Below are 16,294 nucleotides of genomic sequence, written 5' to 3'. Positions count from 1 at the left end.
CAACTATTTTGCTATTAAACTACTCAACGACGCATCGTTTACCCAAATTTGCAATATTTCCTTTAGGATAAATCGCTTTTGATTAGATATATTTACTTAATCGTTTACGTAAAACCAATTATATAAAGCATAGATATGGCAACCATCGGGATGAAGGAACTGGCAAGGGAACTGAAATTATCAACTGCAACGGTTTCTAAAGCACTTCGCGATAGCTATGACATCAGTGAGGAAACAAAACAACGGGTTTTAAAACTAGCTCGCGAGTGGAATTATATTCCGAATGCCCACGCCAGTAGCTTACGGGGCAAAAAAAGTAAAACTATTGCTGTTGTTATCCCCGAAGTGGCCGATAGTTATTTCGCACAAGCTATTAATGGTGTAGAGACAGTAGCCCAAAAGGAAGGCTTTCATGTACTGGTTTATTTAACCCACGAACAAGTTGAAAAAGAAAATCTCATTTTAAAAGAGCTTTTAAACGGGCGTGTCGATGGTATTCTTATTTCAGTAACGAGTCAAAGTCAGGATGTGACCGCTGTAAACAAACTCAAACAAGCGGGCATTCCCGTAGTATTTTTTGACCGTGTTTTAGAGGGCGTTGGTGATGGACAAATTATCACGAATGATTTTGAAGCAAGTTATAAATTAACAGCACATTTAATAGAACAGGATTGTAAAAACATCGCCTTTCTTCTTTTCTCTGAGTCACTGAATATTAGCACGCAACGCATGAATGGCTATAAAAGCGCGCTTCATCAATACGCCCTTAGTCTACAAGACAAAAATCTCTTAATATGTACAAATCAAGATGAGGAAAACCGAAAAGCCATCCATCAACTGCTACAGGCAGAGAGTCGTCCTGACGCTATTATTGCCTCTGTTGAAAAACTCATTCTCCCTACTTATTTGGCCTGCGCTGAACGCAACCTAGTTATTCCCAACGATATAAAAGTAGCCGCCTTTTCTAATTTGATGCATGCAAGCATCCTTAATCCGGCCATCACGACCATTACTCAACCCGCTTTTGAAATGGGAAAAGTAGCTGCGGAATTGCTATTGAAGGCATTAAAAGGAAAGCCTATCGATCAGGACGAGTCCAAAATAGTGCTACCTTCTATCTTGGAAATCCGAACTTCTTCCAAGTTGTTTTTGTAGCTGGAATTCAGCATTCACAGGAGGGATAATTTTTTTTAAAAAAAAGTATACTATTTTAGTAGACTTTTTATATATTTGTTCCGTATTCAATTTGTCTTCTCTTCTCATATATATTAGGTTTTATAATTGGTTAGCTCAGCGTATCTGCCCATCGGATGCGCTGATTTTTTAAAACCGTAACGAACCACTTAGGCGTAATCTAAAGTTATTTGATCTTTCTTGTAACGGTTAATAGAGCAGTGATAGCTACGTCATCCCAAAGCAATAAACAAAGAAATCACTTTGTTTATTGCTTTGAGAACTTAACTTTGCGGTAAATACCCTTATTAAAGAGGGTGTTCTCAAATAAACTGGTACGCCATGAAGACGATAGAAAATAATGCTTTTTACTTTTATTGGGTTACGTTGCAAATCATGTATGCCAATATGAAATAATTGTAAGATTTATGAACAGCATAGAGAATGTAGCCAATAAAATACAAACATTGGATATTAAATCAATGAATTTAATGGACTATAAACCGACCGTCAAATTCAAAGATTTTGATCTAGCTCCTTACCTTTATAAAGGCTTAATTCTTAAAGAAAAAGAGTTTAAGGAAAACATGGAACGTGTTGACTGGTCGGTTTATAAGGGTACAGCGGTATCTCTGTTCTGTGCTATTGACGCAATTATCCCACAATGGGTTTACATGTATATAGCCGCTAAGCTGAGCAGTTTCACCGATCTCATTTCCTGCAAACATCAACGTGAGTACCTGATGGATTTATGGATAGAAGAAATAAAGAAGAATGATTTTGAATATCTCAGGGGTCAAAAAGTAGTTTTAAAAGCCAATCCCCAAATTCCGGAAGCTATTTATATTGGTGCCACCAACATTTTGCTTACTTACCGTGTTAAAGCTTTAATGTATGGTGAAATCGGCATGCCCAAAGTTGTATTCAAACAAATTGATTAAACATGAATGTGTTAATATTTAACGGAGCCCTGGAAAAACGGAACACGGGTACTTCCAAAACCATCAGTAATTACTTTCACAACCGGCTAACGGATGCAGGAGCTGTGGTCACGGAATTTAATCTTGCTGATGCCGGCATTCCTTTTTTTGATCTCAGTCTTGTCAACATACCACAATCGGTGAAAATCATGACAGGTATTTTCACGGAGGCCGATGCCCATATCTGGCTGACTCCTTTATATCATGGCGGTATGACCGGTATTATGAAAAATTGCTTGGATTGGCTGGAAATAAGCAGTAAAGCAAATCCACCATATCTCACCAACAAAACAGTCGGACTGGTATGCTGGGCTAGCGGTGGCCACGCCATGCAGGGTATTAATGCGATGGATGCAGTTGCCAAGTCGCTTCGCGCTTGGACACTGCCCTATACGATCCCCGTTGTACGAAACGATCTTTTCCATACTGATGGAAACTTACACCCGCTATATAAAGAAAAATTTAATCTGATGAGCCGCTTATTATTGGAATCGTCACATAGTATTTCTGCCCGCCCGTAAGTGGCGGGAGATCACGACATGCAAATACGTTAGTGGATCTCGCATAAACTCGTTAAAATACTATTTCATAGTAGCCAATTTTTCCAACAGTAAGTAACGATCTCGGTGTTTTTCTTTTATCGCTTCGGAAAACGTATCGACGTGCATAATGGTTGCAGCGTTGCCCTGCTGGATAGCCGGCCAGGCAGGCACCCCTAAACCATTTGGATCGCCGGATTTAATAAAATTAGCAAAATAAGCCTGCAATACCGCTGATACTTTATAATCGTCGGCTTGCCAGTCGTAAACCCTATTGGTTGGCAAATTGCCTAGTGCGTATTCTATTTCAGCAGAATGCACCGCTCCTTTTGACAGTGGTATCCGCTGTTTTTTTGCCTCTCCCCCTTTTATCACCCCGCCGGCCAAACCAGCTACCGCGTCGCCCATTTCCGCGCGCATTGCCGGCCTGGGTCTTGCATAAAGATAGCGATATACCGGGTTTTCTCCTGTTTGGCTGTGTAAATCTGACCAACGCCAAGTGCCGTAGGCAATAAATTGATCGCCCGCAAAATCAGTTGCTACCCGCTCTACATCCTCATCCGTATCTATCTTATAAACAGCAAGCAAGGCTTCGGCATCTTCTCCGAATCGCTCTCTAACAACTTTTGTGAAGTTCTCCCTAGTTGGCTGCAAACTCCCTAGCAAGGCCCGATAGTTCATTTCTTCCGAATTCCATCCCACTAATAGAGGCACCTTAGCCTGTTCTCCGTCCTTGAAAACATCCGCCGGATTTTTTTGGAATAAATAACCATCGATGTTCACACCAAAATTTGCATCCGGACGAGCAGTCGCTTCTAATAGCTTATCCACCGAAAGTGCTCGTAAAGCCTCTAATGACGGAGCGCCTATTGCTGATGCAAAGGCTATACCTTTCTTTTCAGATTCAGCTAGAGTAGGTAAAGGTCGGTTGCCAAGCAGCGAACCGCTTTCACCGATTGCTGCTCGAAAGAGCCCTTTTGATAAAGGTGAAGCCATTTGAGCACTGACTGAAAAAGACCCTGCGGACTCACCCGCGATCGTTACCTTATTCGGATCGCCGCCAAAAGCAGCTATATTCGCTTGTACCCATTTTAAGGCCGCATATTGGTCCAGTAAACCGTAATTTCCTGAAGCCTTAAAAGGAGACTCTTTACTTAGCTCAGGATGGGAAAAGAACCCGAATATATTTAAACGATAATTAACAGTGACTGCCACAATACCTTGCCGAGCCATGCTTTCCCCGTCATACCGCGGTTCTGAACCATCGCCTGCCATCAATCCGCCGCCATAGAAATATACCAATACCGGCAGTTTCTCCTGAAAAGTTTTCGTAGGCGTCCATACATTTAAGTAAAGACAGTCCTCACTCATGCCATTTGATCGGAAATTCATGTCACCGAATATTGGGCGTTGCATGGCACGTGGGCCGAATTTATCGGCTTTCCTTACACCTTGCCATTTTTTCACGGGCTGTGGTTCACGCCAACGTAAAGGACCTATGGGAGGGGCTGCAAAAGGAATCCCTTTGAAAACATAAACTCCCGACTCATTAACGCCTTCCAACACACCGTCTCTAGTGCTGACTTGCAACTCTTGTGCATTCAATCTATCTTCGACAAGCACACCGGCGATACTGAAAATTAACATAAAAGTAAATGCTAAAAGCTTCATGGCAATATTGATCAGTTTGTAGGAGTGCAATTTAGTTAATATATGCTAAAGCTCAAACGAAAAATCGCAGCTACCAGCCCTTCAAGCTTAATGTACCTAACAGCTAACCCCTAATCGTCCATACTCCTAGTCTAAGCTTTGCTCGAAACCATAAATAAAAGTTCTTATAAAAGGTAGCTCAATACATAGTGAATTTCTTGCTTTAGCTTGTTAATCATTGTTTGAATTTGCTGCAATGTTAAGTCGCCCGTTTCTATTTCATACGCAATTTTATGCATTGCGGAAAAGCCCAACATAAGTGCTGTAGCTCGAATTTTATGCGCAGTATGCTTTATTGCATTAATATCGGCCTGATTATAAAAGGAGTCTACCTCCACTATAGATTCTCGAAGCGCCTGTTTCGCGACTTCGATGATTTCAACAGCGTCTTCTATTTTTACATTTAATACTTTCGACAAACGCTCGCCAAGATTCGCCAGGTTTTCCGGCTTCTGCTCAACACACGTTATCAGTTGTTTTTGTTCCTCTGTCAGCCACCTTTCTACAATGCTTCGGAGGGTATCTTGTAAAACAGGTTTACTTAAATAGTCATTCATTCCGATAGCTAAACATTTTTCCTTTTCGCCGTTTAAAATACCGGCAGTTAAGGCAATAATGGGCACCTCCCTTCCATCATTTAATGATCGTATGCCCGTGGTCAGATCAAAACCATTCATCTTAGGCATTTGCAAATCGGTGATGACAAGATGCGGTTTAAACTTTTTAAACAACTCCAAAGCTTTCTGCCCATCACCGGCCTCTAAAAGTTTTGCGTGCGGAATAATATTATTAAAATAAGACTTTAGCAAAAGCATGTTAGTTGAATTGTCTTCAACCAATAAAATGGTAACATCGCATAACAACTGGCTGTCCGACGCGGTAAAAGAAGACCTTTCAGCTTCCGAAGGCTGGTCAGTGTCTACCAAGGTCAACAACAAATCGAAATAGAAAGTACTACCGGTTCCGGTTTCACTTCTCAATTTCAGTTGGCTTCCCATTAAGGAAAGTATCCTGTTGGAGATGGTTAATCCTAGGCCAGTTCCACCAAATCGTTTAATAATGGATGAATTTTCCTGCACAAAGGCTTCAAATATTTTCTCACGGTTCTCTTCCGCTATTCCTATTCCCGTATCGGTAACGGAAAAACGGATAATCACTTCTTTCGCTGAAAGATGTTGTTCTACTTGAATATCCAAGTCAACACTTCCTCTTTCCGTAAATTTCAGTGCATTGCTCAATAGATTAAAGAGCACTTGACGCAACCGTTGACCATCGGACAAAACCAACGGGGGTAGCTCGGGAGATAATATCAGATTAAAGTCGAGTCCCTTTTTATTTGCTTGATATTTTAATATTTCAACAACCTGCTTTGCCAGCTTAATGAGATCGACCGATTCGAGCACTAAATCAAGCTTTCCCGACTCAATTTTAGAAAGGTCCAGGAGATCATTTATCAAATCGAGCAAAGATTGTCCGGACTGAAACACCGCTCGCATATATTCTTTTTGTGCTTCACCCAAAGGACTCTTTAATAACAAGTCGGTAAAGCCAATAATTGCATTCAATGGTGTTCGCATCTCATGGCTCATGTTAGCCAAAAATTCAGACTTAGCATTGTTTGCGATCTCCGCCTGCTCTTTGGCCGCCTTCAATGCCCTTTGCTGCTCTTTTTGTTGAGAAATATCCTGAACGATCGTAAGGATTTTCTTTTCTCCGTTTACGTCTGTAAATGCGACACCGGTAACAGAAACCCAAACCCGCTTTCCATCCTTTCGAAGATACTCCTTTTCATAGTTATCAAAGCGTCCGTTCTTGTGGAGTTGCTTAAGTTGTAGCTTATCTGCTTCGTGATAGGCTCTAGGTGTGATATCCGAAAAAGATAACCGAAGTAACTCGTCTCTCGTATATCCGGTAAACATCGGAATTGCCGGATTCACTTCCTGAAAAATACCAGTCTGATATTCAACAAGCGCAATTCCAATAGGACTATTATCGACAATGCTCTTAAATTTTGCATTTAACGCCCGCAGTTCCCTTTCTGCAATGAAATTTACCGTATCATCTCTACATAAAACGATGATCTTATCTCCTTCGAAGGGGACCACGCGTGCACGATAATACTTTTCCTGCTCATGCAAGATTAAGCTATAAGTAAATTCGACCAATGAATCAGTACGAATAGACTGTTCAATCTTTTCTTCGATTAATAGCCCCAGTTTTGCAGGAAAAATATCTTTAAAGTTTTTACCGAGAAACAGATTTGGTTTGGTATATAAATCCTTTTCATGCGATTTATAATCCAAAAATTCACCATCCCTACTTAAGACAAACAATAAATCCGGAATGCTGGTTATCAGTGAATGCGCATAACTTTCGCTCCGTCGCAAATTTTCTTGTAATTGCTTTTCTTTGGTGTTTTCCAAATGCGTACCATACATCCATAACGGAGCGCCCTTATCATCCCACGACAAGATCTTTCCCTGCACGAGCATCCAAACCGTATGTCCCGCTTTATGTATCATACGCATTTCGCACTGATAGATGTCCGTTTCTCCCGAAAAATACGACTCCATAGCATTCTTCGCCTTATCAAAATCCTCGGGATAAATAAAACGCTGAAAGGCACTCCCTGTTATTGGCTGCACCTCCATCAGCTCATACCCTAAAAACGCCGCCCATTGCTCATTAAATAAAATCTCGTCTGTCTGAACATTCCACTCCCAAGTACCTAGGTTAGCACCCTGCAAGACGTACTTCAAGCGTTGCCGCTCTTTTATCAGATTGTATTCTGTATTTTTTTGCTCATGAATATCTTGTATTAATCCATAGGCACCAATACATTGCCCTCCCTTGTACAGCGGAATTCCAATGAAGCGGATCCATCCTTCCAATCGACGGGATGAAAGAATGGAGAATACCTCATCCATACGTCCCTCTTGATCGCGATTTGATTGTTTGAGCTTCTCAAGAAGATATTGAAAACGTTCCTTCTCCTTTATTAGGCCACAAAACGCATTGACAGACAGTTCATTCTCTTTTAAACCAAAAATTTCTCCTGCAAATTTGCTCAAGTGAATACTATTTTCTCCGAAGTTGATGTCCCATTGACCAATCCGAGCGGCTTCATTTGATTTTTCCAGCATTCTCTTTGTACGATCAAGTGAGCTCAATAAATTTCTTTTCCAATGCTCGGCAATGACAGCAATAAAGAAAATACAGATGATCACTCCGACAGTAGATACAAATAAATGTATATCGCGCAAATGCGGTGCAATAAGATTTGGAAAAACATACTCACTTTGAGAAAGAAGCGTAAAAATAGTTAGAATGAAAAGGATTACACCGAACCACCAACGTGTATTTTTCCTATTTCCGAATAATAGTACAAATATCAAGGGAGGTAGGGCAAGCCAAGACGTGATTGGGGAGTTTAATCCGCCGGTAAAATACATTAACGGAACAAGCAGACAAAAAGTAATAATAAAAATCAAAAAATGAATTGCATACTGTATCCGAATCTTTCGTTTCCGTATTAACCATCTAAAGCAAGTGATAAACACTAAGAATACAGCCAAAAAACTGACCAGCAGCACGCTCCTCAATAAACTGAATATAACAAAGTAGGTCGTTGTCAGCAACATGCACAGATCCACCAAACCTGTCAGCATTTGCTCCTTGGAAAGAAAGATTTCCCGCAAACCTAAATTAGTTTTCAACTGCTCAAAAAAACCTTTCATAAATTGGCGCTGCAAATAATCCGTATGTTTTTCTATTAAAGATAATACAATTCATCACATTTTCATCGTGTCAAATTTATTTGATACTTTTTTGATTTCTGTTGTTTCTCTAGCTAGTACTTCCCTAGAGAAAAAGAATGGTTTACACCTGTTTTTAGTTCGATGTTTAAAACTATCCAAAGACTAAGCCGATTGACTGTTATAAATTTGAGCTATACAACTGATGAATCATTTTATTTCTTGAGATAAAGCACGGCTATTCTGATTTTTTTTTTAAACAAACGACATTTTAGAGAGAAAGATTACTAATTGTATCATTTTTTTTCTATCATTACAGCTTTCACAGAATTACTTAACCTTTACGCATAATAAAATGGAGGAAATTGCCAATTACATCAATAATATCATCTGGAGTGACGCTCTAATTGTACTGTGCTTGGGAGCTGGAATTTACTTTTCTTTCAGCACGCGGTTAGTCCAACTAAGATCGATCAAAGAAATGTTACGTTTACTATTTGGCAGTAAATCTTCCGATCAAGGAGTTAGTTCATTTCAAGCTTTTGCCATTGCACTATCGGGGAGGGTTGGTACAGGTAATATTGCAGGTGTAGCTACAGCTATTGCCATGGGTGGTCCGGGAGCTATTTTTTGGATGTGGGCTATCGCTTTTTTAGGCTCTGCTTCTGCCTATATAGAAGCTACCCTCGGTCAACTTTACAAACGTGAAATCGATGGGCAATATCGCGGTGGCCCGGCCTACTATATTGAAAAGGGTTTGGGCATAAAATGGTATGCCGTACTCTTCGCTATTGCTACCATTTTCAGCACAGCGCTTTTTCTTCCCGGTGTACAGAGCAACAGTATCGTCGTGAGTGCGTTCCACGCTTTTGAAATACCTCAATACCTTACCGGATTGATTGTTGTATCGTTATTAGCACTCATTATATTCGGCGGCGTTAAACGCATTGGAAAAGTAGCTGAGTTCGTAGTACCTTTTATGGCAGGCGCATACATTTTAATGGCCGTAATTATTATAGCATTACATATCAAGCAGGTACCGGATATGTTTATGCTTATCATCCGTTCTGCATTCGGGACAGAGCAAGCTTTCAGCGGCATATTTGGCATGGCGGTTGCCTGGGGTGTAAAGCGAGGGATTTATTCCAACGAAGCTGGCCAAGGCACGGCTCCTCATGCTGCAGCAGCTGCTGAAACGAAGCACCCCGCTACACAAGGTTTGGTGCAAGCTTTTTCTGTGTATGTTGATACTTTGTTCGTTTGCACAGCTACAGCATTCATGATTCTCTTCACAGGAAAATACAATGTAAAGAGTCCGTCGGGAGGCTTCCTAGTCGAAAATCTACCAGGCGTTGAAGAAGGTCCTGCCTTTACACAACAGGCGATTAATGCCCACTTCCCGTCTATGGGTTCAGGATTTGTCGCTGTCTCTCTTTTGTTTTTTGCCTTCACAACGATCATGGCTTATTATTATATCGCTGAAACAAACCTCAGTTACCTGCTTAAAAGAACTGAAAAAAAATGGATGCTTATGCTATTGCGGGTCCTATTTTTAGCAGCAACCTACTACGGATCGATAAAAACTGCTAAATTGGCCTGGACTTTAGGCGATATCGGCGTAGGACTGATGGCTTGGTTAAATATTATAGCGATCCTTTTATTACGCAAACCTGCACTCAAATTGTTGAAAGATTACGAGGAGCAGCGGAAGAGAACGAAGGAACCCATATTTGACCCGGAGAAGCTGGGAATTGATCGTGTTGATTTTTGGATGTCGAGGAATCAGGGACATGAATCCAAATAGCAATTGTTACGAATAGCACTTGTTTTGTTCCTTAAGCGCTAGGATATGTATCTTTGCAACCTTCACTTATCGAACACAAACGGTATATCAATTAATGGAGCAAAAGCTATACACGCTAAATTTCTGGTTGCTTTGTTCAAGCTCACTTTTGTTTTCGGCGAGTTTCAACATGCTGATACCCGAACTACCATCGTACTTAAGCAGTATAGGAGGAGCAGAATATAAAGGATTAATTATAGCATTATTTACGTTAACGGCAGGGATTTCAAGACCCTTTAGTGGTAAACTCACTGATACAATAGGACGCGTGCCCGTTATGGCGGTAGGCTCAAGCGTTTGCTTTATATGTGGATTTCTTTACCCTATCTTGAGCAGTGTTTCCGGTTTTTTATTCCTACGCTTATTGCATGGCTTTTCCACGGGCTTTAAGCCAACCGCTACAGCAGCCTATGTAGCCGACATCGCTCCTTCTTCGCGATGGGGAGAGGCTCTTGGTATTCACGGGTTATTTTTTAGTACGGGTATGGCCATTGGTCCTGCTATCGGCAGCGCCATTACAGCGAGTTATTCAATAGACACGCTTTTTTACTGCTCCTCTCTCCTGGCCTTTCTTTCCATTGGCATCTTACTTAATTTGAAAGAGACATTAGCAAAAAAACAACGCTTCTCCTCGCAATCAATTAAGATCACAAAAAACGACATCATCGATTTACGTGTGTTTCCAGCAGCTTTTGTGACCTTGCTATCCTATTTTGCTTATGGCACTATACTTACGTTGATTCCGGACTGGAGCGAGTATATCGGCTTAAAAAATAAGGGGTTGTTCTTTATGGTCTTTACCGTTTCTTCTTTACTGATTCGCTTCGTAGCGGGAAAAACATCTGACAGATATGGCAGAACAACGATTATTACGATTGGCCTTATCGTTCTTATTATTTCCTTATCCATCATAGGTTCATTTCAATCGGTACCGGGCTTATTGATCGGTTCGTTTATCTACGGTATTGCAACCGGTTTGTTATCACCGGCAACCAATGCATGGACAGTGGATTTAAGCAACCCGGCTCATCGAGGAAAAGCCATGGCAACCATGTATATAGCGCTCGAAGTAGGGATTGGCATCGGAGCTCTCTGCTCCGGTTGGTTTTATCAAGATCGATTAACGATGATCCCTCGCTTAATCTTCTTAGCAGCGGGAATAGCCGGCCTTGCCTTGCTGTATCTAGTTAAACGGCGTTATAATCAAAGACAAGAGGCTCATTGATGGCCGGTCTTCAACCGAGCGTATGGTAAGCAAAAGATAATGTCATTGTACAATTCAATTTCGTAAATAGCACGCATTTTACCTAAGTTTGTTAAACAACAGCAGAAAAAATGGAGGATCAATTAAAATTTCCCGTCGGCACTTTTCAAAGGCCTGAAATCATTAGTAAAGAACAGATAGCTGATTATATAGACATCATTGAAACTTTTCCGGAACGGCTTGCCGCAGAAGTAATGCAATTGAGTAATGAGCAATTAGACACCCCTTATCGACCAGGGGGATGGACCATAAGACAAGTGGTCCATCATTGCGCTGATAGCCATGTAAACAGCTTCGTGCGCTTTAAACTAAGCCTAACGGAGGATACGCCTGTCATCAAGCCTTATTATGAAGACCGTTGGGCCGAATTAGCGGACGCAAAAAGTCTGGCAATCGAACCTTCTCTGCTTTTATTAAAAGGATTACATAAGCGATGGGTGGTATTATTAAAATCGTTAAAGGCAGACGATCTGAAGCGAACTTTTATCCATCCCCAAAGTGGCAGAACATATGCCTTAGACGAAAACATCGGACTTTATGCATGGCATTGCAACCATCATTTAGCGCATATAACAACCCTTAAGAGCAGAAGAGGCTGGTAGCGTTCACACCGTAGCCAAGAGACGCTCATGGATTAAAAGAAAAATTGTTTCAACATGAAAATATTCCAACAAGAAATACAGATTCCTCGTAAAAGGCGTGGTTTTCATCTTATTACGCCATCGATTATAGAGGCAGTTCCAGGCATTCGGGAATTTCGATCAGGAATGTGCCAGGTATTTATACAGCACACGTCGGCCTCGCTAACTATCAATGAAAATGCTGACCCAACGGTTAGAGGTGATTTTGAAACTTTTTTCAATAAAACCGTACCGGAAAATGATCCGGATTATATGCACGATTATGAAGGCCCGGACGACATGCCGGCGCACTTAAAGGCCTCTATATTGGGCAGTTCAATTTTAATACCAATTCGTCAGGGCGAGTTGGCCCTAGGGACCTGGCAAGGGATTTATTTATGCGAACATCGTGACCACGCAACACCGAGAAACTTAATTATTACCGTCTGGGGTGAATAATTTATGCGTCTCTCCGTCTATAAAAACGGTTCCTTCTCCCTCAAATTCCACGGCCCGCTCTGCCTCTTTCTCACCCAAGTAATAGGTATTGTTACTCAGGGTTAAATCTTTCGGATTGGTCGATATCAAGGTCGATGTCGAACGATTGGAAGTATCAGAAGCAAGAGTATTTTTGATAATTTTCAACTGCTGGGAACCAGCGTCTTTGATGCACACGGTTGAAGAACGTATTTTATTCGCTTCAATAACAACATTCATGGCCTCATTATGCACATACAAAGCGTCACTTTTATTGGCAGATATTTCATTGCCGGATAAAACGGCTCCATTAACTTTCCATAAAGAAATACCTCCTCTAGGAGAACTACTTGATAAAACATTATCTTTAAATATGAGTTGACCACTCATATTTACATTGATATTACCTTTTAGATCGTTCGCTAAAAACACTAAACTATCAACCATAATTCCGTTTGGTATTGCTAAATATCGAATATTATTGGAATCAAGCATCAATTTTTTAGCCTTCAAATCAGACAATAACCGTAAGCCGGCAAAGGTATTTTTATATAAATGGATTTGCCCTTGGCTTCCTACGATTTCAGCAAAATTATCGGCATTGTTGTTAATCACCTGAACTGCATCACAGTCCCGAAGATAAACAGCTGGCCGATTACTCCGATTCGATTTATTATTTCGGACCATGATATTTTTGAGCCCCACCAATGTAGCGATACCAGAACCGTCCCGTGTCTTTTCACCTTTTACCCATCCATTATCATAACTCGTGTTGCCTTCTATAAGGGCCGCTAAATTTATTTGCCTCGATATATCCGGATTATTAATATCGATTGCATCAGCTGCATTAGCAAAAATCAAATTATTTGTAATTTGATACGTATTTTCAAGTCCAACGCTTCCAAAGGCTACCTGAATACCACTCATTCCGTTATGGCTGATCTTATTCCGATTAAGGGTAATGTTCGCACAGCTGTGCAGAAAGACACCGTTCTCGCCATTGTGATGAATACGATTTTCATTGATGGTTACATCGCTACACGTTTGAAGGCGAATGCCGGTACCCCGTTGGTAATAATTGGGACTTTTTCTCGGCATTCCATAATAAGCCAATTCGGCATTTTCTATATTGATATTTTTACTGCGAAACAAATAAATACCGGAAAAAGAATAAAGTTTTGTGGAATCGCCAAAAGCGACCACGTCTTGAATCGTTATGTTCTCAGCATTATCCAAACGAACGGCCTCTCCATAAGTAAATGCGTTGAAGCGAAGGGACAAGCCTTTTACCTTATTACCGTAAAAGAGCGGATGCTCCGAATACTGTTTCCCCATGGTAAAGTTTTCTGCGCTATCTGGCTTGATCTGTTTCAAAGTGCCCAGGGTATGGACACTAACACCACTTTTCAGCTGCAAAGAACGTACATGGTAAATTCGCTTCGCCAACTTTATGGTATCTCCAGGTTTCGCTTTATCTATTAACGATTGTATAAATCTTGTATCATCATCTTCTATTTTTGTTCTTTTTGTCTGTACACTTTTCGTTTTTTTCTTTTCTTGACCTAAACCCGTATGAAAGTTTAACACCATTGATAAAAAAAACAGCGTTACGGCTAATAATCTATTCATGAATTCGCTTTTTATGTAAGTATCTTATCGTGAACGCAATATACTATTATTTTCTATAACTGAGTAATGTAATTATTATTTTAATTTCATACGAAAAAGATTAAACAATGACATTAGCACTACATTTCTAATGGTTTTTTAATACATGCTATCCTTATGCCTAAGCACAGAGGCTACTTCGTTACACGGTTTTGGATTCACAAGCCCGAACGGCTCTAAAAACCTCATTGTCTAAGGCAGGCAGATAAAAAAATGGATTCTGGTCAACAAGTGAGTAAAATATTGACCAAAACATCAATATACCGCAATCCGATGCGTTCGTTGTTTATATGGAATCTTTTCCTTGCTCGCACTTCTTTGAAAACCAATACTTTTTGAGACTTTGACGGGCATGTGGCAATCAATACAGTTATCTTTGGCAAGATGTAACGCCTTTTCATCCAATGACGGATGCTTTATCTTTTGATGGCATTGCAAGCAAGTCTGCGAATAGACAGCCAGGTCAGGGCTTAGGTTAGTGTGTGTCTGATGGCAACTACCACAATCCATATTGCTAAGTTTATAACATTTGCTGGCCATTAACAATTGCTTTTGTTTACCATGAACATCTGGATCTTCGCCGGTATAACTCGTATACTCCGGTAAATTGTTAATCGTATCTCCGGGCTTAAAGAAAAAGGTCGAGTTCAACATTTTCAAATTAGTACCCGAATGGCAAACACCACACATATCGACTTTTTGTGAACGGGATAATTCTTGATATTTGACCATATATTTAGCTTCCTTCTCGTTGGGATGTTCTTGGTGGAATTGCACATGTTCTGCGGCCGGCCCATGGCAACGTTGACAATCGATCCCCGCAATCAATGAATTTTTAAGAAACTCTTCTTCCTGTTGAAAGTTCGCAGAAGCGATAATTTTAGACTGCACAAAGGAGCTATGACACTCCAAGCATCGCGTAATAATAGCCCTACCAAAATATATCTGCTCGGTGGGAAATCCCGGGCTGTTAACCCATTCATGTTCGGGAACGAGGTAATTCAAGGGCATTTGCATCAACTTATTCCCGTACCAAAATGCGAACGTATAGGCGCTTTTGCCCGCACCAAAGACCATGGCTGTTCGCTCTTCTTTCACGTTTTCTCCATTTACGTAAGCTACTTGATATAAACCGTCTGCTCGCTTCTCAACACCTACCTTGGTCTTCTCGTTAAACACGTATACGTTCTCCTCTAGTCCCATGCTATCTGTAGCAGAGGGCGTGTGTAATTCTTTACTGGTATTGAAATGTGCATTATGAAGATAGTTTTGAGCGATATCATTATGACATTGCACACAGCTCGTACGATTGGCATATTTTTTACCACGTACATCACCCGATTCCTGCTCTGTACATTGCACTATGGCAATTAATAGAGACACGCCCAAAAAGAGAATGGCAATAAGCTGTTTGCGGTTCAATTGGCCTGTTAGCATGTTGTTTAGTCTTTATTCCGATGGATTCATCGCTTTGCATTTGCTCGAAACGCTTGGGAAGATACGGATTTCATGGCATATACTGCAAGTCCGGTTTTTGTGATAGCAAGGAAAAACAGAAGCAAGCTGTCAAATAGTCCGATAGTTAGTTCCTAATAACCAATGGAAAACGTATTTTTGCAATCAACAGTAAAGGTTTAATTTTGACATTTTGTATTCTAAAGAAGAAGCCTCTAAATTAAAACAGTCTTTTTGGACCACCTTTGGGCAATACATGGCTTCCGTACCCTCGTCGGAAGGAATGAAGATAAATTGGATCAACTACAAAACGGGTTTTAAGCATCTATATTTTAAAATGGATGCTGGCAAAAAAGAAGCCTATATCGCTATTGAAATCAACCATCCGGATATAGGAATACAGGAACTGTTCTTTGAGCAGTTTAAGGAATTCAAAAAGATACTGGAAGGATACTTGAATGAAACTTGGTCCTGGAAATTGCATACGGAAGACGAGCACGGAAAAATCATAAGCAGAATATACTGCCAAATTGATCCTGTGAGCGTATTTAACCAAGCAGATTGGCCAACCTTGATTTCATTTTTTAAACCGAGAATCATCGCGCTGGACGAGTTTTGGAATATGGTTAAGGATAGTTTTGAGGCACTGAAATAAAATCCCTCGCATGTCTCCTTTAAGCCGTATGTCTACGAAATTCACATAACATAAAGGTTACATTTTAGCTTTTCACATTTGTCTCACAAAAGCTTATCTTTCGAATCGAATTCGCATTGATACCTGGTTGACACTAAATGGTATCAGCTTACTGA

At 40.6% G+C, this 16,294-nt stretch carries 12 protein-coding genes; 8 read left to right on the top strand and 4 right to left on the bottom strand.

The features are described 5' to 3' along the window. The first annotated feature begins 135 nt into the window (after window positions 1-135). The 3 genes from E0E36_RS23520 (at window position 136) to E0E36_RS23510 (ending at window position 2,674) form a co-directional block, all read left to right on the top strand. Window positions 136-1,155, top strand: a complete 1,020-nt coding sequence (locus E0E36_RS23520) for a LacI family DNA-binding transcriptional regulator (RefSeq protein ID WP_130857992.1) — start codon at window positions 136-138, stop codon at window positions 1,153-1,155. A gap of 446 nt (window positions 1,156-1,601) precedes the next feature. Further along, a complete protein-coding gene (locus E0E36_RS23515; RefSeq protein ID WP_013663516.1) occupies window positions 1,602-2,114 on the top strand; it encodes a DUF2480 family protein in 513 nt (170 codons plus the stop codon). Between the two features lie 2 nt (window positions 2,115-2,116). Continuing rightward, window positions 2,117-2,674, top strand: a complete 558-nt coding sequence (locus E0E36_RS23510) for an NADPH-dependent FMN reductase (protein WP_130857991.1) — start codon at window positions 2,117-2,119, stop codon at window positions 2,672-2,674. A 60-nt stretch (window positions 2,675-2,734) separates the two neighbouring features. On the opposite strand, the gene E0E36_RS23505 is transcribed toward E0E36_RS23510, so the two are convergent. Together E0E36_RS23505 and E0E36_RS23500 are read right to left on the bottom strand one after the other, a co-directional pair. Beyond that, the gene (locus E0E36_RS23505; RefSeq protein WP_130857990.1) at window positions 2,735-4,363 is read right to left on the bottom strand and encodes a carboxylesterase/lipase family protein; all 1,629 of its coding nucleotides are present in this window, start codon (window positions 4,361-4,363) and stop codon (window positions 2,735-2,737) included. A gap of 164 nt (window positions 4,364-4,527) precedes the next feature. Then, the gene (locus E0E36_RS23500; RefSeq protein ID WP_130857989.1) at window positions 4,528-8,139 is read right to left on the bottom strand and encodes a PAS domain-containing hybrid sensor histidine kinase/response regulator; all 3,612 of its coding nucleotides are present in this window, start codon (window positions 8,137-8,139) and stop codon (window positions 4,528-4,530) included. Between the two features lie 373 nt (window positions 8,140-8,512). On the opposite strand from E0E36_RS23500, the gene E0E36_RS23495 reads away from it, so the two are divergent. From E0E36_RS23495 to E0E36_RS23480, 4 genes are all read left to right on the top strand, one after another. Then, window positions 8,513-9,961, top strand: a complete 1,449-nt coding sequence (locus E0E36_RS23495) for an alanine/glycine:cation symporter family protein (protein ID WP_130857988.1) — start codon at window positions 8,513-8,515, stop codon at window positions 9,959-9,961. 94 nt (window positions 9,962-10,055) lie between these two features. After that, the gene (locus E0E36_RS23490; protein WP_130857987.1) at window positions 10,056-11,225 is read left to right on the top strand and encodes an MFS transporter; all 1,170 of its coding nucleotides are present in this window, start codon (window positions 10,056-10,058) and stop codon (window positions 11,223-11,225) included. Between the two features lie 110 nt (window positions 11,226-11,335). Beyond that, entirely contained in the window at window positions 11,336-11,866 is a 531-nt protein-coding gene (locus E0E36_RS23485) for a YfiT family bacillithiol transferase (protein WP_130857986.1), read from the top strand. A gap of 54 nt (window positions 11,867-11,920) precedes the next feature. Beyond that, window positions 11,921-12,343 carry a secondary thiamine-phosphate synthase enzyme YjbQ gene (locus E0E36_RS23480; RefSeq protein ID WP_130857985.1) on the top strand — a complete coding sequence of 141 codons (423 nt, stop codon included), beginning with the start codon at window positions 11,921-11,923 and terminating at the stop codon, window positions 12,341-12,343. Here E0E36_RS23480 and E0E36_RS23475 read toward each other — a convergent pair. Then, window positions 12,317-13,990 carry a right-handed parallel beta-helix repeat-containing protein gene (locus tag E0E36_RS23475; RefSeq protein ID WP_013663524.1) on the bottom strand — a complete coding sequence of 558 codons (1,674 nt, stop codon included), beginning with the start codon at window positions 13,988-13,990 and terminating at the stop codon, window positions 12,317-12,319. The genes E0E36_RS23480 and E0E36_RS23475 overlap by 27 nt on opposite strands. A 294-nt stretch (window positions 13,991-14,284) precedes the next feature. Next, window positions 14,285-15,466, bottom strand: a complete 1,182-nt coding sequence (locus E0E36_RS23470; RefSeq protein WP_130857984.1) for a cytochrome c3 family protein — start codon at window positions 15,464-15,466, stop codon at window positions 14,285-14,287. Window positions 15,467-15,677: 211 nt separating this feature from the next. Here E0E36_RS23470 and E0E36_RS23465 point away from each other — a divergent pair, with 211 nt between their 5' ends. Further along, window positions 15,678-16,139 carry a DUF4268 domain-containing protein gene (locus E0E36_RS23465; RefSeq protein ID WP_130857983.1) on the top strand — a complete coding sequence of 154 codons (462 nt, stop codon included), beginning with the start codon at window positions 15,678-15,680 and terminating at the stop codon, window positions 16,137-16,139. Window positions 16,140-16,294: the final 155 nt, after the last annotated feature.

Source organism: Olivibacter jilunii, from assembly GCF_900607235.1.
GTDB lineage: Bacteria > Bacteroidota > Bacteroidia > Sphingobacteriales > Sphingobacteriaceae > Olivibacter > Olivibacter oleidegradans.
This window is presented reverse-complemented; position numbering and strand designations above follow the sequence as displayed.

Excerpts from the sequence above, each read along its gene's own strand:
- E0E36_RS23490 (WP_130857987.1), top strand. The coding sequence starts at position 10,056 with ATGGAGCAAAAGCTATACACGCTAAATTTCTGGTTGCTTTGTTCAAGC.
- E0E36_RS23475 (WP_013663524.1), bottom strand. The coding sequence starts at position 13,990 with ATGAATAGATTATTAGCCGTAACGCTGTTTTTTTTATCAATGGTGTTA.
- E0E36_RS23480 (WP_130857985.1), top strand. The coding sequence starts at position 11,921 with ATGAAAATATTCCAACAAGAAATACAGATTCCTCGTAAAAGGCGTGGT.
- E0E36_RS23515 (WP_013663516.1), top strand. The coding sequence starts at position 1,602 with ATGAACAGCATAGAGAATGTAGCCAATAAAATACAAACATTGGATATT.
- E0E36_RS23510 (WP_130857991.1), top strand. The coding sequence starts at position 2,117 with ATGAATGTGTTAATATTTAACGGAGCCCTGGAAAAACGGAACACGGGT.
- E0E36_RS23470 (WP_130857984.1), bottom strand. The coding sequence starts at position 15,466 with ATGCTAACAGGCCAATTGAACCGCAAACAGCTTATTGCCATTCTCTTT.
- E0E36_RS23485 (WP_130857986.1), top strand. The coding sequence starts at position 11,336 with ATGGAGGATCAATTAAAATTTCCCGTCGGCACTTTTCAAAGGCCTGAA.
- E0E36_RS23505 (WP_130857990.1), bottom strand. The coding sequence starts at position 4,363 with ATGAAGCTTTTAGCATTTACTTTTATGTTAATTTTCAGTATCGCCGGT.
- E0E36_RS23500 (WP_130857989.1), bottom strand. The coding sequence starts at position 8,139 with ATGAAAGGTTTTTTTGAGCAGTTGAAAACTAATTTAGGTTTGCGGGAA.
- E0E36_RS23520 (WP_130857992.1), top strand. The coding sequence starts at position 136 with ATGGCAACCATCGGGATGAAGGAACTGGCAAGGGAACTGAAATTATCA.
- E0E36_RS23495 (WP_130857988.1), top strand. The coding sequence starts at position 8,513 with ATGGAGGAAATTGCCAATTACATCAATAATATCATCTGGAGTGACGCT.